Raw genomic sequence first — 19,851 nt, forward strand, 5'->3', positions numbered from 1 at the left:
ATGCGGGGACGACACCGATTTTGGAGCTCGCCGCCTTGGAAGGCTGCGAGCCAAGAGGGCGGGATGGCGAAAGTCGCCCGCTACGCCGCCTTGCGCAGGCCGGCGAGGAAGGTGTCGACGCTCTTGAACAGGTCGTTCGCACGCTTGCCGAGGTCGCGCGTGGCGACCATGACGTGGTCGGCGAGCTCGCGTGACTGCTCGGCGGCGTCACTGGCGCCGACGACGTTCTGCGACACCTCGTTGGTCCCGGACGCCGCCTGCTGGACGCTGCGCGCGATCTCGCGCGTCGCCGAGTCTTGCTGCTCGACGGCGGCGGCGATGGTCGCGGCAATGCCGCTGATCTCCTGGATCGTTGTGCTGATGCCGCCGATGGCGGTCACGCAGTCGGACGTCGCGGCCTGGATCGAGGTGACCTGGCCGGCGATCTCCTCCGTCGCCTTGGCGGTCTGTCCGGCCAGCTCCTTGACCTCGGCTGCCACGACCGCGAAGCCGCGGCCCGCCTCGCCGGCACGCGCCGCCTCGATGGTCGCGTTGAGCGCCAGCAGGTTGGTCTGGCTCGCGATCGCGTCGATCAGGCGCAACACGTCGCCGATCCTCTCGGCGGCTGCGGCGAGGCTGCCGACCATCTCGGTGGTCTGGCGCGCCTTGACGACCGCGGCATCGGCCACCTTGCTGGAATGCGCGACCTGGCGGCCGATCTCGGTCACCGAGGAGGCGAGCTCCTCGGAGGCCGCAGCGACGGTCGACACGCCGCTCGAGGCTTCCTCGGACGCAGCAGCGGCGGCCGCTGCGCGCTGCGAGGTGCCGTTGACGCTGACCGTGATCTCGTGGACGACGCGCTCCATGTCCGCCGTGGCCTTGGCAACCGAGGACACCACGCCCTTGACGTCGGCCTCGAACCGGTCGGCCATCTGCCGCTGCAGCGCCTGCTTCTCCTGCTCGGCGCGGTGTTGCGTCGCCTCCTGCGCCTCGCGCAGGCTGGCCGTCTCGATCATGTTGCGGCGGAACACGTCGACCGCCTGCGCCATCGTGCCGAGCTCGTCCTTGCGCTGGCCGCCGGGGATCGCGACCTCGGTGTCGCCGCTCGACAGCCGGTGCATGACGGCGGTGATGGCGACCAGGGGGCGCGAGATGCCGCGGGCGACGAACAGCGCGACGATGACGGCGAGCAGCAGGATTACGACCGTGCCGATGATCAGCTGCTGCTGCGCGCTGGCGGCGGCGGCCTCATAGGCGGTTGTGTCCTTGATCAGCTCCAGCACGGCGATCGGGTCGCCGGCGTAGTTCCTGATCTGCCCGGCATAGACCGCGGCGGGCTTGCCGGCCAGGGTGGCATCGCGCAGCAGCGCCGTGCCCTTGAACACCGCGAGCACCTCGTCCGGGGTGGCGACGGTCTCGTCGCCGAACGTCGAGGACAGCCGCTTCGGCTGGCCGTCGTTGATCCAGTAGACGGCGAGATCGATGCCGAAGCGCTGCTTGGCGCGCTCGACGAATTCCTTGCCGAAGGCGGCGCCGACGTCGACGGTCGCGATCACCTTGCCGTCGCGCACGATCGGGGTCATGCCGAAGATGCCGAGCGACAGCCGGCTCTGCTCGACGCCGGCGATCAGGCGGCCGGTCTGGTTGGCCTGCACCACGGTGATGCGGCGCTTCGAGGTGTCGTCGCCGAACACCTTGGGCTCATGCACGCGATAGAAATTGGTGGCCGGCGGCGCCCATACGTTCACCAGCGGAATGCCCTGCGCCTTCAGCGACGTCATGGCGCCGCCGAGCAGGGCGCCAAGCGCGTCGCGGTCGCCCTTGAGGTAGGCGTCGGCGATCGGGGGCAGCGCCGCCAGGGTGGAGCTGACCGCCAGCGCGGCGCGGCCTTCATAGTCGATGCCGGCCGACACGCTGTCGAACTGCAGCTTGAGTTGCTGCTCCAGCGCCAGTCGGGTCAGAGCGCGCTGCTGGATGACGGAGAAGGTGCCGAGCACGGCACAGGCGATGGCGACGGTCAGCGAGAGCGCGATGATCAGGCGGGCGGAGATCGACCGGAGGCGGGACATTCGGGGCATTCCTTGCTTTGCAGCAAGGGTCTCAGGATACCATTAAGGAACAGATACCGTAGTTGCACGGGAGCGCTGGTTCCGCTTTGGAATCCGGATTTTCTTCAGCCTATCGTGCTGATGAAACCAGAGAAGGGGGCGGGCCCGCGCCTCAGCTATCCACCTTGAGGGCGGCGATGAAGGCTTCCTGCGGGATGTCGACCTTGCCGAACTGCCGCATCTTCTTCTTGCCTTCCTTCTGCTTCTCCAGAAGCTTGCGCTTGCGGGTGATGTCGCCGCCGTAGCACTTCGCGGTGACGTCCTTGCGCAGCGCGCGCACGGTCTCGCGCGCGATCACCTTGCCGCCGATCGCCGCCTGGATCGGGATCTGGAACATGTGCGGCGGAATCAGGTCCTTCATCTTCTCGACCATGGCGCGTCCCCGGCCTTCGGCGCGGGTCCGGTGCACCAGCATCGACAGCGCATCGACCGGCTCGTTGTTGACGAGGATCTGCATCTTGACGAGATCGGCCGGCTTGTAGTCGGTCAAATGATAGTCGAACGAGGCGTAGCCCTTGGAGACCGATTTCAGCCGGTCGTAGAAGTCGAACACCACCTCGTTGAGCGGCAGGTCGTATTTGACCATCGCGCGGCTGCCGACGTAAGTCAGCTCCTTCTGATTGCCGCGGCGGTCCTGGCAGAGCTTGAGCACGCTGCCGAGATATTCGTCCGGCGTCAGGATCGTCGCCTCGATCCAGGGCTCCTGGATCTCGGCGATCTTGACCACGTCGGGCATGTCGACCGGGTTGTGGATCTCGATCTCCTCGCCGTCGGTCAGCTTCATCTTGTAGATGACGCTCGGCGCGGTCGCGATGAGGTTGAGATCGAACTCGCGGGAGAGACGCTCCTGGATGATCTCCAGATGCAAGAGGCCGAGGAAGCCGCAGCGGAAGCCGAAGCCGAGCGCGGCCGAGGTTTCCATCTCGAACGAGAAGCTGGCGTCGTTGAGCCGGAGCTTGCCCATTGCGGCGCGCAATGTTTCGAAATCATCGGCATCGACCGGGAACAGGCCGCAGAACACGACCGGGATGGCCGGCTTGAAGCCCGGCAGCATCTCCGAGACCGGCTTGCGGTCGTCGGTGATGGTGTCGCCGACGCGGGTGTCGGCCACCTCCTTGATCGCGGCGGTGATGAAGCCGATCTCGCCGGGCCCGAGCTCGTCGACCTGCGTCATCTTCGGCGTGAAGAAGCCGACGCGCTCGACGTCATAGGCGGCCCCGGTGCCCATCATCCGGACGCGCTGGCCCTTCTTCATCACGCCGTCGACGATGCGCACCAGCACGACGACGCCGAGATAGACGTCGTACCAGCTGTCGACCAGCAGCGCCTTCAGGGTCGCCTCGCGGTCGCCCTTGGGCGGCGGCAGGCGGGTGACGATCGCCTCCAGCACGTCGGGAATGCCAAGGCCGGTCTTGGCGGAGATCATCACCGCGTCGGAGGCGTCGATACCGATCACGTCCTCGATCTGCTGCTTGATCTTCTCGGGCTCGGCCGCCGGCAGGTCGATCTTGTTGAGGACCGGGACGATCTCGTGATTGTTGTCGAGCGCCTGATAGACGTTGGCGAGCGTCTGCGCCTCGACGCCCTGGCTGGCGTCGACCACCAGCAGCGAGCCCTCGCAGGCCGCCAGCGACCGGGAGACTTCGTAGGCGAAGTCGACGTGGCCGGGCGTGTCCATCAGGTTGAAGATGTAATCCTTGCCGTCCTTGGCATGGTAACGCAGGCGCACGGTCTGCGCCTTGATGGTGATGCCGCGCTCGCGCTCGATGTCCATCGAATCGAGCACCTGCTCCTTGCCCGCCATCTCGCGGTCCGACAGCCCGCCCGTCATCTGGATCAGGCGGTCGGCCAAAGTGGACTTTCCATGGTCGATATGGGCGACGATGGAGAAGTTGCGGATGTTGGGAATGGGGGCGGTCGTCATGGGTCGCGCAGATAGCACCCCAAGCCCCTCACCAGCAACCATATTGCTGAATTTCCAGGGGCTTTCTTCACGGCAAGCTGATTCCCCGCGCCGCCAAAACAGGCTACCGAGGGCGGATGTCGAGTACCTCTCTTCCGCCTCTCGCGGCGCGCATGCGCGGCCGTCTCGGACCGCGGCGAATCTCCGCCTGGCTGGTGGCGCGCGCCACGGCGCCGGCAACGTCGCTCTGGGTCGTCGTCACCTTCGCGGTCGTCCATGCCGTGCTGTGGACGGCGATCCTGACCAATCTGAAGGCGGCGCAGGACGTCCATATGGACGTCGCCGAGGCCTATGCCTGGGGCAGCCGCTTCCTGCTCGGCTACGGCAAGCATCCGCCGCTGTCGGGCTGGATCGCCGGGCTGTGGTTCGCGGTGTTTCCGGTCAAGGACTGGGCGAGCTATGCGCTGGCGATGGCCGTGAACGGCAGCGGTCTCGTCATCGTCTGGCTCGCGAGCCTCAAGGTGGTCGACCGCCGCCGCGCCTTCTTCGTCGTGGTGATGGTCGCGCTGTACCCGATCTTCAATTTCAAGGGCTTCAAGTACAACGCCGACCTGGTCCAGCTGCTGACCCTGCCGCTGCTGGTGCTGGCCTATTTCAACGCGTTCGAAAAGCGCAGCGCCGCCTCCGGCCTGTGGCTCGGCCTCGCCGGCGCGGCGGCGCTGATGACCAAATACTGGGTGCTGACCATGATCGGCGCCATCGGCCTTGCGGCGCTGCTGCACCCGGAACGGTTGCGCTTCCTGGCGTCGCCCGCGCCGTGGGTCGCGATCGTCACCATGCTGGTGGCGATGATCCCGCATCTGGTGTGGCTGTGGCGGGTCGATTTCGTCGCCATCACCTATGCCGGGGATGTCTATACGCTGTCGGACCGCGGCCGCGCCGCCGAGCTCGTGCTCGGCTATGTCGGCCACAATCTGGCGCTGCTGGCTTTGCCGGTGGCGCTGGCGGCGCTGGTGATGGCCTGGCCGCCGCGATTCGCCTTCCGCAACTGGCGCGGCGGTCCCAATCCCGGCGTGAATGTAAGCCAGGCGATCAATGTCTGGCTGGTGCAGGCGATCGTTGCCGTCGGGCCGCCGCTCGGCGGCCTCGCCTTCACGATCTACATGAAGACCGATTGGGGCATCTCGCTGTTCTTCCTGGTGCCGCTGGCGCTGGTCGCAATTCCCGCGCTGCGGCTGCGATCGGTCATGCTGCCGCGGCTCGCCGCCGTCTGGCTCGTCCTGTCGCTGCTCACGCTGATCGCCTCGCCCTGGATTGCCCGGCGCGAGATGGCGGCCAATCCGAACGGCGCCACCGGCTATGGCGCCCGTTCGGAGCTGGCGCGGGAGCTGACCAAGGCCTGGCATGCCCGATTCGGCTCGCCCTGGCCGCTGGTGGCCGGCTTTGCCGAGATGAACACGCCGATGACCTTCTATAGCCCGGACCACCCAAGGCCGTTCACGGTGCCCACCACGGCGGAGGAGACCTGGAGTTCCGGCCTGAGCGCGCTGGAGGACCTCAAGCGCGAGGGGTTCATCGGCATCTGCGACACCACCGACAACCGGATCGCGGCCTGCGAGGCCTGGATGGCCAAGGAGGCCCCGAAAGCCGAGCCGCTGGTCATGACCACGCAGCGCTTCTTCCACGGCCAGGCGGGCCCTGCAATCGTTTGGAAGGTGTATATTCAGGCACCGGGGGGATAGCTCCGCTGCCGTCCCGGCCAAGCGCTCCTGCGCGCGAGGCCTCCCGATCACCGGAGCAGGGTATCGAGCTGGCGGATCAGCTCTCCGACCCGGCCTCCGCCGGGCGGTGGACAAGGATAACGTCTGAGGACGTCCACGACCTCTTGAGAAGCAAGGAGCCGTGATCGCGCGAGGTAGTCAGCGCCGACGGCGGGAACGTCTCCGGCTGAGATTTCGAAAGCTCGCGCCGCGTGGCCGGCAGCTCCGAGGATGTGCTTGACCTGGGAAGGGTTCGGGAGGGGATGAAGGAAGCCCGCGCCCGCCGCGGCGAGGGCAGCGCGAGCGGCCTCATAGGCCGCGCGCAACCCCTCATCGCGGGCCTCGATTGCCGCCCGCTGCGCCGCCCACGCGCTATCCCGTAGGGATTTGCTCCGATTCCCACCGCTCGCAAAGCTTCGGGCGGCCTGTATTGCGGCTCGTGCACGAAGATCATCCGGTCGGTCGCATTCGAAGATCGCCAGCGCGGGAAGTGCAGCGACGGCGGCGTATTCAGCCACGGCTCGCAGTTCTGCCTCGCTCAGCCGAATAGCGCTATTGGACATGCCATCCTCACCGTGTCGCTATGCGAGCATAGGCGCAAATCGGGTAGAATGCCCCATTGCGGCATGGCAAAGCGAGTTACGGGAGGCCCTCACACGCCTTCTTCGTGGAACTTGTCGTTCACCAGGTCGGTGATCGCCTGCAGCGCGGCCTCCGCCTCGGGCCCGGTGGCGGAGACGAGGATCTTGGTTCCCGGCGCCGCCGCCAGCATCATCAGGCCCATGATCGAGCGGCCGCCGACGGTCTCGCCGCCGCGCGTCACCCAGACCTCGGCCTGGAACTTCTCGACCATCTGCACGAATTTCGCCGAGGCCCGCGCATGCAGGCCGCGCTTGTTGGTGATCAGCAGCTCTCGCGAGATGGCTCCGGCAGGGACAGCCGGGCCGGCGATGTTGTCCTGCTGAGCATCCTCGTCGCTCATTTGCCGGCGAGCACCCGGCTGGCGATGGTGACGTATTTGCGTCCCGCCTCCTGCGCCATCGCGATGGCGTCGGGCAGCGAGCGCTCCTCGCGCACCTTGGCGAGCTTCACCAGCATGGGCAGGTTGATGCCCGCGAGCACCTCGACCTTGGGCCGGCTCATGCAGGAGATGGCGAGGTTCGACGGCGTGCCGCCGAACATGTCGGTGAGAATGGCGACACCGTCGCCGGTGTCGACGCGGTTCACGGCTTCGATGATGTCGCTGCGACAGAGATCGGAATCATCGTCGGCGCCAATCGTGACCGCTTCGATTTGTTTTTGAGGACCCATGACGTGTTCCAGCGCCGCCCTGAACTCGTCGGCGAGGCGCCCATGGGTCACCAGTACCAGGCCAATCATCGGATACTCCTCGCGGGCGCCTTGGGTGCACCGCACGAACGCGCCACTTTGACCATCCGGAGCCCTCGCGCAAGAGGGCATATTCGCGAGTCTCCCGGATTCTGGCATACAGAATGGGAGGGGGCGGCGGTCTACTCGGTCGCGATAGTGGGGCTGATATGGTTACCAATTTGCCCCACACAATCGGCCGAAAGATTACCGGAACATGAAAGCTTGAGTGGTAATTAGTTCCGCTGCAACCAGCGGGAGGGGTGAGAAGCCCGGGCCGACAGGTATCCGTGGCAATTCGATACCGTTGAGATGAATCCGAAGCGATTCGGCGTTCGGCAGGCGGGCAGCGTCCTCGGCCATCAGGTCAACCACAAGCCCAAGTTTCGCCTCCGACACATGGTCGCAGGCGCGGATTCCAAGGCCGCGGATCTCGATCAGCCCGGCCAGAGCGGGCGCGGGGCTCACCCACATTTCCCCGCCGCGTGTGGCGAGATGAACACGGTCGTCGCCCACCAGAACCGTTGGCGGCAGCTGTCCCGCGCGTCCGGCGAGGATCAGATCGAAGGCGAGTCGGGATTTACCGGAACCGGAGGGGCCCCGGATCAGGACGGCCTGCTCCCCCACCTGGACGGCAGACGCATGGATGCTCGCCGTTTCGTTCGTCACGACGCCGGCAGCCGGACGACGAAGCGAGCCCCGGCCGAGGTCGGATGTCCGTCGGCGTCAACAGGGCCGGGCCGGTTCTCGGCCCAGATCCGCCCGCCATGGGCGTCGATGATCTGCTTGGAGATCGACAGGCCGAGCCCGGAATTCTGGCCAAAGCCCTGGTGCGGCCGGTCGGTATAGAACCGCTCGAAGATGCGCTGCAGGGCGTCCTCGCGAATGCCGGGACCGTCATCATCGACGGTGATCTCGATCTCCGAGCGCACGCGCCGGCAGGTGATGCGCACCTTGCCGCCGGCCGCGGAGAACGATTGCGCGTTCGAGAGAAGGTTGGAGATCACCTGGCCGAGCCGCGAATCATGACCGGGCACCGAGAAGGTGTCGTTGGCGCCGCGGCCCTCGAAGCGGACCTCGACGGTGACGTCGGTTCCGAGCTTGGTCTCGTTGGCGACCGAGGTCAGCGTGTTCAGCAGCCGGCGCAGATCGACCAGGGTCATGTCCTGGCGCTGCAGCTCGGCATCGAGCCGGCTGGCGTCGGAAATGTCGGAGATCAGCCGGTCGAGCCGCTTCACGTCGTGCTCGATCACGGCGAGCAGGCGGGCGCGGCTGTTGTCGTTGCGCGCCAGCGGCAGCGTCTCGACCGCCGAGCGCAGCGAGGTCAGCGGGTTCTTGAGCTCGTGGGCAACATCGGCGGCGAACATCTCGATCGCCTCGATGCGGTTGTAGAGCGCGTCCGTCATGTCGCGCAGCGCCCCGGAGAGATGGCCGATCTCGTCGCGGCGGCGGGTGAAGTCGGGGATCTCGACGCGGGTCTTGATGCGGCGGCGGACCCGCTCGGCACTGTCGGCGAGCCGGCGCACCGGACCGGCGATGGTGCTGGCGAGCAGCAGCGACAGCACGATCATGACGGCGGAGGCGACGCCGCCGACCTTCAGAATGGCAAGACGCTCGGCGGTGACCATCTGGTCGATGTCGTCGCCCTGTGTCGACAGCATCAGGGCGCCGTGGATGGTGCGCGAGCGCTGCACCGACACCGCGACCGAAACGATCACTTCGCCGCGCGAATTGACCCTCACCATGCTGCGCTTCTGGCCCTTCAGCGCGTCCGCGACTTCCTCGTAGCCGTTGCCGTTCTCGGGGCCATATTCGCGGTACAGCGGCAGGTCGCCGCGATTGAGCCAGGTGCGGACCGAGATCAGCGCACGCTCGACGAAGCCGGGCTTCTCGCTCGACGGCGGCGGCAGGTCGAAGCGCAGCACGTTCTCCAGGTTGCGGCTGTCGAGCAGGAGCCCGCCATTCGGATCATAGATGCGCGCGCGCGTCTTGGTCGGCGAGATCAGCGTGCGCAGCACCGGCGCGACGCGTTCCGGATTGATCGGGAAGTCGAGCGGCGAATATTCGTCCGGCGCGCCGTAGCTCTCGCCGGGCTTGAGATCGAGCAGGCGCTCGGGATCGATGGTGATGGTGTTGGTCTGCACCGTGGCCGAGGCGGCGATGGCGCCGGCGATGATCTCGGCCTGCACCAGGAGGCTCTGCGCGCGCGCGTCGATCAGGCCGGCGCGGAACTGCGACAGGTACAGGATGCTTGCAACCAGTGCGAGCAGGCCGGCGATGTTCAGCGAGACGATGCGGCGGGTGAGGCTCGAGAACGACAGCGCGAACAGGAACTGTCCGGCGCGGCGCAGCCAGCTCAGCGGACGCTGCCAGCCGGAGACCTGCGGGGTCTCCTCCGCCGCCTCGGACGCGATCGCGGCGGCGGCGTCGTGGGCATTCACGGCTGGGTCAAGCTGCGTGCGATCGAGCAATGTGAGTGCTCCGATTCCGAATTTCGTAGGGGTTGTGCGGCGAATTCCCGCGAGAACTCGACTTGCCGCACCCGAATTCGCCGCAACAATGGCCCCGTTCCGGCATCTGCGCTCGGACAAACGCGCAGGAGGCGTAGCCTATCCAATCGAGACCGCGACGTCAGCGCGCAATTTCGCATGACGTCGCGCAAGGCAATGCTTCAGGTCCCTTGCCGCAGGGCTTCAGGTTTCCTTGAAGCGATATCCGACGCCGTAGAGGGTCTCGATCATCTCGAACTCCTCGTCGACCATCTTGAACTTCTTGCGCAGCCGCTTGATGTGGCTGTCGATGGTGCGGTCGTCGACATAGACTTGGTCGTCATAGGCCGCGTCCATCAGCGCATTGCGGCTCTTGACCACGCCCGGACGTTGCGCCAGCGCCTGCAGGATCAGGAACTCGGTGACGGTCAGCGTGACCGGCTCGTTCTTCCAGGTGCAGGTGTGACGCTCCGGATCCATGCGCAGCAGGCCGCGATCGAGCGCCTTGGCGTCGTTCTCCTTCGGCAGAGCCGTCGGATCCTTCGGCTGCGAGCGGCGCAGCACGGCCTTGACGCGCTCCACCAGCAGGCGCTGCGAGAACGGTTTGCGGATGAAGTCGTCCGCGCCCATCTTCAGGCCGAACAGCTCGTCGATCTCCTCGTCCTTGGAGGTGAGGAAGATCACCGGCAGGTCGGACTTCTGGCGAAGCCGCCGCAACGTCTCCATGCCGTCCATGCGCGGCATCTTGATGTCGAGGATGGCGAGGTCAGGCTGGCTGGTCCGAAAACCGTCGAGCGCCGACGCACCATCGGTATAGGTCATGATCCGATAACCCTCGGCCTCGAGCGCGATGGAGACGGATGTCAGAATGTTGCGGTCGTCATCGACCAAGGCGATTGTGGGCATGAGCCTGCTTTCAGAGTCTGGTTACGCCGAGACTTCGAGAATCAAGATAAGGGCCGCATATTTGGGCTTCGAACATGGTCAACGAGCAATGCAAGCTGGGCTGAAGTGTGACCGAGTTCCACAAATACCATGGCAAAGTCTTGTGCCGCGCCCAGGTTTGTGGCCCGTTTAGCCGAAAAAAGGCCTTCATTGCAACTGGATGGACGAGGGAAAAGACGATGTCTGCGAGCTTTAACCCTAACCGCGTGACGCAATCCCTGCTGCGCCGAAGCCGGCAGGGCGCACTTGCGACCTTGATGGTTGGTACGGGCGATCCCTACTGCTCCCTCGTCAACGTCGCCACCGCGTCCGATGGTGCTCCGATCATCCTGATCTCGCGATTAGCTGTACACACCAGGAATGTACTTGCCGATTCGCGCGTATCGCTGATGCTCGATGAACGGGCGCCGGGCGATCCGCTGGAGGGAACTCGCATCATGCTGTCGGGCAAGGCCGAGCAGGCCACCGACGACAATCGCGAGATGATGCGCCGTCGGTATCTTAATGCGCATCCGTCCGCTGCGGACTATGCGGATTTCGCCGACTTCTCGTTCTTCGTGATTCGTCCGTCAGGCGCGCATCTCGTCGCCGGATTCGGCCGCATCGTCGATCTCAAGCCCGAGCAGTTTCACACGGATATCTCCGATGCTGATGAACTGATTCTGGCAGAGCAGGGCGCTGTCGATCACATGAACGAAGATCACCGCGAGGCGCTCGCCCTCTACGCGACGAAGCTGCTCGGCGCCGAAGCCGCGGAGTGGCGGTGTAGCGGCTGTGACCCGGAAGGATTGGATCTGATGGCCGACGGCAAGACGCTACGGCTCGGGTTTCCCGAGCGCGTAACCACGCCCGGGGCGTTGCGCAAGATGCTTGTGCGGCTTGCTGACGAGGCACGCGCGAAGTGAGGTGTAGTTCGAGCCCGCTTTGATGGCTGTGTTCATCCTCTCGTGACGAAAGACGACAAAGTTCACGCATGAACGCAGTTGCGGTGAAGCTCGATGTGCACGCTCCCCGTCCAGCAGAAGGTGAGCGCCGCGCAAACCCATGGCGTGGGCGCGAGTGAGCTCATTGACGTCGCGGCCGGGAGAATCGGATTAAGTGATCCCGCAAGCGCGAGGCAATCGTGAATGGAAGCTGGCTGATCGGGTGGGCGACGACACGGCTGATCACCGACGCATTCCGTCGGCTCGGGCGGCGTCCCTTGATCGGTTGCAGCGATGCGCTGCGACGGGCGTTGGCCGGATGCTCGGTCTTCGTTTTGGTCTTCGCTTGCCGGCGCGAATTCGTCGATTTGAGCGTCGTTCGTCGTTCTCGTGAAACCCAAACGCGCTGATATATCTGTTGCGTTGCAGCAACTCCGCGGGGCGCAGGCGGCTGCTGCTGGAATGTGCATGGCGCGGCAAAACATGAGCTACGTACATCACGGTTTGCCAATAACCAATTGGGCCGGATCGTCTTGGCAAGACCAGCGTTGATCAGTATTAGGTCGGCGACCGCGCTTCGATAAGGCGATGTAACGGCAACGGTCACCGCGCAACGCGCGCGACTGCGCGCAACAGATGCGGGCTCTCAGGAGGGATCTTCGTGCAAGAGACGGGTATTCGCAACGGCGCCTTCGGTGCCGACAAGTTCGGCTTAAAGAACCTCAAGCAGGTGCACTGGAATCTCGGCGCTCCCCAGCTCTATCAGTATTCGCTGGCGGCAGGCGAGGCGGTGCTGTCGGCCGACGGGGCGCTGTGCGCGGATACTGGCGAGTTCACCGGCCGCAGCCCGAAGGACAAGTTCACGGTGCGCGACGCCTCCACCGAAAAGATGTGGTGGGCGGGCAACCAGGCGATCACGCCCGCGCAGTTCGAGGCGCTGCATCAGGACTTCATCAAGCACGCCGAAGGCAAGACCCTGTTTGCGCAGGATCTCTATGGCGGCGCCGATCCGAGCTTCCGCATCAAGACGCGCGTCTTCACCGAACTCGCCTGGCATTCGCTGTTCATCCGCACGCTTCTGATCCGCCCCGAGAAGATCGAGCTCGACACCTTCGTGCCGGAGCTCACGATCATCGACATGCCGAGCTTCCGTGCCGACCCGAAACGCCACGGCGTGCGCTCGCAGAACGTCGTCGCGATCGATTTCGCCCGCAAGATCGTCCTGATCGGCGGGTCCTATTATGCCGGCGAGATGAAGAAGAGCGTGTTCACCACGCTCAACTACTACCTGCCCGAACGCGGCGTGATGCCGATGCACTGCTCGGCCAATGTCGGTTCGAACGGCGACACCGCTGTCTTCTTCGGCCTGTCCGGCACCGGCAAGACGACGCTGTCGGCCGATCCGAACCGCACCTTGATCGGCGACGACGAGCATGGTTGGGGACCGTCCGGCGTGTTCAACTTCGAGGGCGGCTGCTACGCCAAGTGCATCAAGCTGTCGCAGGAAGCCGAGCCGCAGATCTATGCGGCGTCGACCCGGTTTGGTGCGGTGCTCGAGAACGTCGTGCTCGATGAGGATACGCGCGTTCCCGATTTCGACGACGGCTCCAAGACGGAGAACACCCGCTCGGCCTATCCGCTCGACTACATCCCGAACGCCTCGCGCACCGGCCGCGCGCCGCATCCGAAGAACGTCGTGATGCTCGCCGCCGACGCCTTCGGCGTGCTGCCGCCGATCGCAAAGCTCTCGCCGGCGCAGGCGATGTACCATTTCCTGTCCGGCTACACCGCCAAGGTCGCGGGCACCGAGCGCGGCTTGGGCTCCGAGCCGCAGCCGGAATTCTCGACCTGCTTCGGCTCGCCGTTCCTGCCGCTCGATCCGTCCGTCTACGGCAACATGCTGCGGCAGCTGATCGCCGAGCACAATGTCGACTGCTGGCTGGTCAACACCGGCTGGACCGGCGGCAAGTATGGCACGGGCTCGCGCATGCCGATCAAGGTGACGCGCGCGCTGCTGACGGCGGCGCTCGACGGCAGCTTGCGCAACGTCGAGTTCCGCACCGACAAATATTTCGGCTTCGCGGTGCCGACCGCGCTGCCGGGCGTGCCGACCGAGATCCTCGACCCGGTCAACACCTGGAAGGACAAGGCCGAGTTCGACAAGACTGCGCGCGCGCTGGTCGGCATGTTCCAGAAGAATTTTGCCAAGTTCGAAGCCCAGGTCGATGCCGAGGTCCGTAACGCCGCGCCGGATCTGAAGCTGGCGGCGGAGTAGGGCTGCAAACGTCAAGGGGGCGGTCGCATTGCGGCTGACCCCACATTTTCCCGCTCCGCCCCGTTCAATGCACGAGAGGCGCGAGCTCAAGCCATACCCACAGCTGTCGTCCCGGCGAACGCCGGGACCCATAACCACAGGACGGAGTGGTTGAGGCGTGTTGGTCGCTCCAGCCTTCCAAAACTGGCGACGGTGGCTATGGGTCCCGGCTCAAGGCCGGGACGACGCCGTTTTCTTGGCTTGCGTCCCGGCTTTCACGCCTTGAAATACGCGATCTGCGTCGTCGTCGCGAGCAGCCGGCCGGACGGCGACCATAGCTCGCCATGCTGGTCCTGATAGCTGCGGTTGAAAATCTTGGCGTCGGCGGTCGCGAGCACGTGCGTGATGTCCTCGGCCGCGAGCTCGTCCCGGCTGACGTGGAAATAGGTCGTCAGCGACACCGTGCCGAACGGCACCAGCTCGCCGCGGGCGTGGAAGACGCGGCCGAAGAAGGCGTCCGACATCGACAGCACCGATAGGCAGTCGAGCTTGCGCGGCTTGCGGTCGGAGATCCACAGCCGGGAATAGCTGCTGTGCGGCTCCCCCGACGACGATGCACCAAACGCTGGACGGCCCTCGATGAAGCGGAAATCGTACTGCTTGGTCCAGGACATGTTCGTGTCGGGATGTCGCTTGACCTGATCGAACGGCGGCGCCTCGGGCTTTGTGGCCGGCTGATGCGACCAGGACGGCCGGCGCTCGGCGAACACGGCGGTGGCGAGCGTCGCCGCGTCAGAGTCGCCCTGGCTCAGCTCGACGCACCAATGCTGCGAGGAGCGGTTGGCCTTCACCAGCCGCACGTCGAGATCGAACGGCCCTTCCGCGATCGGCGCGCAATAGTTCACCGTCATCGCCAGCGGATCGCCCTGAATTTGCGGATGCTGGATCAACGCGCGCAGCACGGTCGCCGCCGTGACGCCGCCAAACGGGCCGACGAACGCCCAGTAATCCGGGCTGGTCCTTCCCTGCCAGCGGCTGTCGCCGGCGGTGACGCCGGTGGCCTCGTCGAACAGGTGGCTCGTGCTTTCAGGAGGCATGGTTCGTCTGCACCTCGACTGGCGTGCCGTCCCACCGCCGAAATTCAATCGTTTCGGTCGGTTCGCCGTATTGCTGATAGCTTGCAAGATCATCGGATGGATCATCCGAGATCCAGGCGTCTGTGATGTTGCCGCCGATACGCCGGACCGTGATGACGCTGATATTCGTCATGAGGTCGGTCACCAGGCGCTCGGTGGCTTCGGCCTCACTCAATCCGGACAGGTCCGCCAGGATGCTGCCGTGGGTATGCCAGGGGTAGCCATCGAACCCCATGGTCAGATCGCCGTCGGGGCAGATGACCAGAAACTTCAGCTGGCCGTCGGGGCTGACATATTCGCGCTCTTGCATCTACAGTGACTACTCTCGATCTCTGCCGTCATTGCGAGGAGCCCTTGCGACGAAGCAATCCAGTGTTCTTGTTCGGCCCTGGATTGCTTCGCTTCGCTCGCAATGACGACGGGTAGGTCTCACCGCTCACGCCCGCTGCGCTTGCACCGGCGCCATCGCCAGCCCGACCGGCACGTTCCAGATGTCGTCGGCATATTCGCGGATGGTGCGGTCGGAGGAGAACCAGGCCATGCGCGCGACGTTGAGGATCGAGGCGCGGGTCCAGGCCGGCACGGTCTGCCAGCGCGCATCGATGCCGCGCTGGGCCTCGTAGTAGGAATCGAAATCGGCCGAAACCATGTAGTGGTCGAGATGGCGCAGCGCATGGGCGATCGGCTCGAATCGGCCGGGTTCGTCTGGCGAGAACGCACCGGTCGCGATCGCATCGATCGCGCGCGCCAGCCGCGGTGACCGGTGGATCACGTCGGACGCGTCCAGTCCCTGCTTGCGGCGGAGCATGACCTCGTCGGCCTCCATGCCGAAGATCGCGATGTTGTCGGCGCCGACATTGTCGCGGATCTCGATATTGGCGCCGTCCAGCGTGCCGATGGTAAGGGCGCCGTTCAGCGCCAGCTTCATGTTGCCGGTGCCGGACGCCTCCATGCCGGCGGTCGAGATCTGCTCGGACAGGTCGGCTGCGGGAATGATCGTTTCCGCCAGGCTGACATTGTAGTCGGCCATGAACACGACCTTCAGCTTGCCGCCGATCGCGGGATCGTTATTGACGACCTCCGCGACGTCGTTGATCAGCTTGATGATCAGCTTGGCATAGCGGTAGCTCGCCGCCGCCTTGCCGGCGAAGATTTTCACCCGCGGCACCCAGTCGCGTTGCGGGTCGTCCTTCATGACCAGATACAGCGCCACCGCTTCGAGGATGTTCAGGAGCTGGCGCTTGTATTCGTGAATGCGCTTGATCTGCACGTCGAACAGCGCGCCCGGATCGAGGCGCACGTTCATGCGCTCGCCGATCAGACGCGCCAGCAGAACCTTGTTGTGGTGCTTCACCGCGCGGAACTTCTGGTGGAAGCCGGCGTCGGCGACGTAGCTCTCGAGGCTCGAGAGCAAGGTCGGATCGTCGACGACGGCGTCGCCGCAGGCCTCGCGCAAGAGGTTCGTCAGCTTGGGATTGGCCAGCATCAGCCAGCGGCGGAAAGTGATGCCGTTGGTCTTGTTGGTGATGCGGCCGGGATAGAGATGATTGAGATCGTGGAACACGGTCTCCTTCATCAGGTCGGAATGCATCGCCGAGACGCCGTTGATGCGGTGCGAGCCGACGAAGGCGAGCTGGCCCATGCGCACGCGGCGGCCGCTCTTCTCGTCGATCAGGGACACCGAGGCGCGGTAGTCGATGTCACCCGGTGCGCGCTGCTCGGCGAGCGCGAGATGCTGCGCATTGATGCGATAGATGATCTCGAGATGGCGCGGCAGCAGCCGCTCGAACAGCTCGACCGGCCAGGTCTCGAGCGCTTCGGGCAGCAGCGTGTGGTTGGTATAGGACAAGGTCGCGATGGTGATCTTCCACGCCTCGTCCCATCGGAAATTGTGCAGGTCGACCAGGATCCGCATCAGCTCGGCCACGGCGAGCGAGGGGTGCGTGTCGTTGAGCTGCACCGCGGCCTTCTGCGCCAGGCTGCGCAACTGGCCGTCGGAGCCGAGATGGCGCTTGACGAGATCTTGCAGCGAAGCCGAGACGAAGAAATATTCCTGGCGCAGCCGCAGCTCGCGTCCCGCCGGGCTCTCGTCGTTCGGATACAGGAATTTGCAGATCGCCTCGGCGCGCGCTTCTTCTGCCGAGGCGCCGAGATAGTCGCCGGAGTTGAACACGTCGAGCTTCAGCGGATCGGGCGAGCGCGCCGACCATAGCCTGAGCGCATTCACGTGCTGGCCGCGCCAGCCGACGATCGGCGTGTCATAGGCCACCGCCTGCACGGTCTCGCCTGGATGCCAGATCGCGCGAGCCCGGCCCTTGTCGTCGATGTGCTCGACGCCGCCGCCGAAATGAACGTGATAGACCACCTCGGGGCGCTGGAACTCCCAGGGATTGCCGAACGACAGCCAGACGTCGGGATATTCGTGCTGCCAGCCGTCGACGATGACCTGGCGGAACAGGCCGAAATCATAGCGGATGCCGTAGCCGATCGCAGGGATCTGCAAGGTCGACATGCTCTCCATGAAGCACGCCGCGAGCCGTCCGAGGCCGCCATTGCCGAGCGCGGCATCGGGCTCGCATTTGCGCAGGTCCATCAGGCCGACGCCGAGATCGCCGAGCGCGGTCTCGAACACCTTCATCAGGCCCATGTTGTTGAGCGCGTCGGCGAACAGCCGGCCGATCAGGAATTCGAGGCTGAGATAGTAGACCCGCTTGCGCCCGGCGTCGTAGCTCTCCTTGTCCGCGGTCAGCCAGCGATGCACGATGCGGTCGCGCAAGGTCAGCGCCGCGGCGTGGTACCAGTCCTGCTGCGTCGCCTGGCTCGCCTCCTTGCCGATGGCGAGGCGAAGCTTGGCCAGGATGTCGCTCTTGATCTCCGCGACCGCCAATTCGTCGACGGGCTGGCCGGTGCTTACGAAGCTGCGCTGGGACGGCTGATCTGTCACCTTGGAAACCTGTGATGCTACGAGGAACCGGTAAAAGCATACGATGGTTGCGCGCGGTCCGAAACCCGGGGAAAGGCTGGTCCGCACAGCAAGGTGATGGAAAACGATGCAAAAACGGGGCCGGAGTTCCTGGGGCGGAACACGCTAGGATGGTGCAGGTGCGTCGTGGAGTTGAGGGCTCTCCCCATCGTCATCCCGGCGAAAGCCGGGATCCAGACTCACCTTGTGAGGCGAGCGACGAACATCTGCTCGATCCGACGGCGCCAATCCGGCTCGTATTCCGCGTTCATGCCTTCGGCCCGCAGCACGGCCGCGGCGAACGCCTGCGGAGAGGGCGGTTGGCCGTCCAGCATCAGGTCGTCCGCGGTGGGGCGGCTGCAAAAGCCCCAGTCCACGCATAGGTCGCGCAGCAGCCAGTCGAGACGCTTGCGCAGGGCTGCATCGGTTTCGGTGTTGGAATTCTCCATGAGAGCGGCGCGCCTCCTTTGAGAAGGGATGGACAATCGGCTAGGAACAAATTAAGAACAATTTAGCAAGCGATCGTTTATCCTGACAGCGATTCGATCCGCCAGCCCCCGGCATCAGTGCATCCCGCGAGGACACCCATGTCCAATATCGCCTTCGATCCCTTGGCCCTGACCCGCATTGCCGATTTTGCGCGCAGCCTGACGCGGCTGCACAAGACGGCTCGCCGGCGGGCGGTGGACGACGACCAGATCGACCGCGCCTTCAACGCCGTCTGCATGTCGGTCTGGGGCTACACCACCGACGACATTTCCGACGATCTGTTCTCGGCCACCGACCACACCTTCCTCGATGGCCTCGACGAGGCGCGGGCGCGCATCTTCGCCGCCGAGCAGGGCTACGACCTGGTCGACGACGAGGGCATGCTGACCGATTGGTGGGGCTTCTGCTGGATGATCCTGGCCGAGAAACGCGGCCTGCTGACGCCGGACAACCGCGCCGCCGCGCGGGCGGCGATCGAGGAGAAATATCTGGAAGCGCCGAACGTCATCGGCGTGATCGTCGCGCGCTAGGTCAGCATTCCGTCATTGCGAGCGCAGCGAAGCAATCCAGGGTGGTGTGCGGGACTCTGGATTGCTTCGCTGCGCTCGCAATGACGAGTCCGGGCTCAATCCACATCCGCGCGCTTGGCGCGGCCGGTGGCCGGCTTCGGCGCGATCGTCAGCGGCGGCGCGACGCTGACATTGCTGGCGCTGGCCTCCGGCGGCGGCATCGCGGCGAGCGCATCGGCCGCCAGCATCTCGGCGCGCACCGGTGCGACCTTCATCTCGCTCAGCTTGGCCCGCATGTCCGAGTTCAGCCCGGGATAGGAGGCGACCGGCTTGAAATCGGCCGGCTGGCCGCCGCTGCCGCGCGTGCCCGAATAGGCGACGAGGCCGTCGCTGGTGGCGACGACGTCGCCGGGGCGCAGCGAGGTGTCGAGCGACAGGTCGACCGGCGCCAGCCCGGCCGGATCGCGGCCGTTGCAGGTGCAGTCGGCGCGCAGCGCCTGGCGATAGGCGAATGCGTTCTCGCTGTCGGCATAGCGCTCGCCGTTCGCCGCCGTGGCGTAGTCGATGTTGGAGCCGAAATAGATCCTGGTCGGGCTGGCCGGGCAGAACGCTTGGCACATCTGGGCCGGCGAGGCGAGGCCCCGCGTCAGCGGAAAATAGCGGCCGTCGCAGGTGCGCACGCAGAACGCTGCGCCGGATCCACCGCTCGCGGCGCGCGGCTGGGCGGGGGCCTGCGGGTTGGTGCCGAACGGATCGGTGAAGAAGCCGCCTTGCGGGGCCGACCGCTGGGATTGCGGCTTGTTGAAGCCGCCGAACAGGAAGTCGAACAGGCCCTGGGCCGACGCCATTCGCGGCGCCAGCGCGCCGGCCGCGACGAGGCCGACCGTCGCCGCGACAGCGACGTGGCGGGACCTCCGCCGAAACGACAACACGCTACGCAACGCCCGCTCCATCGCCAGGATCTTCACCGCAAAGCCACGCCGTGACGCGGCAACCCGCGTCGCTCGATCATGTGCGATCGAACGC

At 65.5% G+C, this 19,851-nt stretch carries 17 protein-coding genes; 4 read left to right on the forward strand and 13 right to left on the reverse strand.

The window, feature by feature from the left end:
- Nucleotides 1–80: 80 nt before the first annotated feature.
- Both ACQR03_RS28585 and lepA read right to left on the reverse strand, forming a co-directional pair.
- Complete coding sequence (locus ACQR03_RS28585) at nt 81–2,048, reverse strand: methyl-accepting chemotaxis protein (RefSeq protein WP_315752234.1); 1,968 nt, start codon at nt 2,046–2,048, stop codon at nt 81–83.
- A 151-nt stretch (nt 2,049–2,199) separates the two neighbouring features.
- Nucleotides 2,200–4,011 (reverse strand): translation elongation factor 4, encoded by a 1,812-nt coding sequence (gene lepA / locus ACQR03_RS28590; RefSeq protein ID WP_315715319.1) that lies wholly within the window; start codon nt 4,009–4,011, stop codon nt 2,200–2,202.
- 116 nt (nt 4,012–4,127) lie between these two features.
- On the opposite strand from lepA, the gene ACQR03_RS28595 reads away from it, so the two are divergent.
- Nucleotides 4,128–5,732, forward strand: a complete 1,605-nt coding sequence (locus ACQR03_RS28595) for a glycosyltransferase family 39 protein (protein ID WP_434842082.1) — start codon at nt 4,128–4,130, stop codon at nt 5,730–5,732.
- Between the two features lie 47 nt (nt 5,733–5,779).
- On the opposite strand, the gene ACQR03_RS28600 is transcribed toward ACQR03_RS28595, so the two are convergent.
- From ACQR03_RS28600 to ACQR03_RS28625, 6 genes are all read right to left on the reverse strand, one after another.
- Nucleotides 5,780–6,313 carry a putative immunity protein gene (locus tag ACQR03_RS28600; RefSeq protein ID WP_434842083.1) on the reverse strand — a complete coding sequence of 178 codons (534 nt, stop codon included), beginning with the start codon at nt 6,311–6,313 and terminating at the stop codon, nt 5,780–5,782.
- Nucleotides 6,314–6,402: 89 nt separating this feature from the next.
- Nucleotides 6,403–6,732: an HPr family phosphocarrier protein gene (locus tag ACQR03_RS28605; RefSeq protein ID WP_434842084.1), complete on the reverse strand. Its 330-nt coding sequence runs from the start codon at nt 6,730–6,732 to the stop codon at nt 6,403–6,405.
- A complete protein-coding gene (locus ACQR03_RS28610; protein ID WP_006611446.1) occupies nt 6,729–7,130 on the reverse strand; it encodes a PTS sugar transporter subunit IIA in 402 nt (133 codons plus the stop codon). The genes ACQR03_RS28605 and ACQR03_RS28610 overlap by 4 nt, the downstream gene beginning before the upstream one ends.
- A 195-nt stretch (nt 7,131–7,325) precedes the next feature.
- Nucleotides 7,326–7,787: an HPr kinase/phosphorylase gene (locus ACQR03_RS28615; RefSeq protein ID WP_315752232.1), complete on the reverse strand. Its 462-nt coding sequence runs from the start codon at nt 7,785–7,787 to the stop codon at nt 7,326–7,328.
- Nucleotides 7,784–9,589, reverse strand: coding sequence for a sensor histidine kinase (locus ACQR03_RS28620; RefSeq protein ID WP_315825852.1), 1,806 nt, complete (start codon nt 9,587–9,589; stop codon nt 7,784–7,786). Before ACQR03_RS28620 ends, ACQR03_RS28615 begins: the two co-directional genes overlap by 4 nt.
- A 222-nt stretch (nt 9,590–9,811) precedes the next feature.
- Nucleotides 9,812–10,513: a response regulator transcription factor gene (locus tag ACQR03_RS28625; protein ID WP_006611449.1), complete on the reverse strand. Its 702-nt coding sequence runs from the start codon at nt 10,511–10,513 to the stop codon at nt 9,812–9,814.
- A 218-nt stretch (nt 10,514–10,731) separates the two neighbouring features.
- On the opposite strand from ACQR03_RS28625, the gene ACQR03_RS28630 reads away from it, so the two are divergent.
- A complete protein-coding gene (locus ACQR03_RS28630) occupies nt 10,732–11,457 on the forward strand; it encodes a HugZ family protein (RefSeq protein WP_316167253.1) in 726 nt (241 codons plus the stop codon).
- A gap of 679 nt (nt 11,458–12,136) precedes the next feature.
- On the forward strand, nt 12,137–13,750 hold the full coding sequence (locus tag ACQR03_RS28635; protein WP_316167255.1) for a phosphoenolpyruvate carboxykinase: 1,614 nt from the start codon (nt 12,137–12,139) through the stop codon (nt 13,748–13,750).
- A gap of 254 nt (nt 13,751–14,004) precedes the next feature.
- On the opposite strand, the gene ACQR03_RS28640 is transcribed toward ACQR03_RS28635, so the two are convergent.
- From ACQR03_RS28640 to ACQR03_RS28655, 4 genes are all read right to left on the reverse strand, one after another.
- Entirely contained in the window at nt 14,005–14,826 is an 822-nt protein-coding gene (locus ACQR03_RS28640; RefSeq protein ID WP_316167257.1) for an acyl-CoA thioesterase, read from the reverse strand.
- Nucleotides 14,816–15,175, reverse strand: coding sequence for a hypothetical protein (locus tag ACQR03_RS28645; RefSeq protein ID WP_316167258.1), 360 nt, complete (start codon nt 15,173–15,175; stop codon nt 14,816–14,818). The genes ACQR03_RS28640 and ACQR03_RS28645 overlap by 11 nt, the downstream gene beginning before the upstream one ends.
- Before the next feature lie 126 nt (nt 15,176–15,301).
- A complete protein-coding gene (locus tag ACQR03_RS28650) occupies nt 15,302–17,809 on the reverse strand; it encodes a glycogen/starch/alpha-glucan phosphorylase (RefSeq protein ID WP_434842085.1) in 2,508 nt (835 codons plus the stop codon).
- 218 nt (nt 17,810–18,027) lie between these two features.
- A complete protein-coding gene (locus ACQR03_RS28655) occupies nt 18,028–18,276 on the reverse strand; it encodes a hypothetical protein (RefSeq protein ID WP_316200366.1) in 249 nt (82 codons plus the stop codon).
- Nucleotides 18,277–18,414: 138 nt separating this feature from the next.
- On the opposite strand from ACQR03_RS28655, the gene ACQR03_RS28660 reads away from it, so the two are divergent.
- Nucleotides 18,415–18,846: a hypothetical protein gene (locus tag ACQR03_RS28660; protein ID WP_316193312.1), complete on the forward strand. Its 432-nt coding sequence runs from the start codon at nt 18,415–18,417 to the stop codon at nt 18,844–18,846.
- Nucleotides 18,847–18,941: 95 nt separating this feature from the next.
- Here ACQR03_RS28660 and ACQR03_RS28665 read toward each other — a convergent pair whose 3' ends face one another.
- A complete protein-coding gene (locus tag ACQR03_RS28665; protein ID WP_316200376.1) occupies nt 18,942–19,766 on the reverse strand; it encodes a DUF2865 domain-containing protein in 825 nt (274 codons plus the stop codon).
- Nucleotides 19,767–19,851 lie beyond the last annotated feature (85 nt).

Source organism: Bradyrhizobium sp. HKCCYLS3070 (assembly GCF_051167575.1).
Taxonomy (GTDB): Bacteria; Pseudomonadota; Alphaproteobacteria; order Rhizobiales; family Xanthobacteraceae; genus Bradyrhizobium.